The following is a 279-nucleotide window of genomic DNA, read 5'->3' as shown; positions in this document are numbered from 1 at the left end:
CTGCAGCGGCCACCAGGCCGCCCCCGCGGCAAAGATGTCCGCAAGATCGGTTTCCACTTCCCCTTGCGGCGCGCGCACGGTCCAGGTGGCCTGGCGCTTTTCGCGGTCGAGCTGCACGTCGACATAGCGATAGGAAAGACTGCTCTCCGTCTCGGTGCGTTGCAGCGGCGTCAGCGCCACGCCCTGCTCGCCTGCCGGACGGTCGCTGTCCTGCGCCAAGGCAAGCGCGCGGGCCCGGACTTCCTCCTCGAAGCGGGCGGGCTTGACCACGTCGTCCAC

1 protein-coding gene is annotated in these 279 nt (G+C 69.5%); it reads right to left on the bottom strand.

All coding sequences use genetic code 11. The features are described 5' to 3' along the window. Positions 1 to 279: hypothetical protein (locus ACCC96_RS30335; protein ID WP_413697748.1), on the bottom strand; the 279-nt coding region annotated here is incomplete at both ends.

This window comes from Pseudomonas sp. Pseusp11 (assembly GCF_047304405.1).
Taxonomy (GTDB): Bacteria; Pseudomonadota; Gammaproteobacteria; order Pseudomonadales; family Pseudomonadaceae; genus Aquipseudomonas.
The sequence above is the reverse complement of the archived record's forward strand: the minus strand, read 5'-3'. Positions and strand labels throughout refer to the sequence as shown.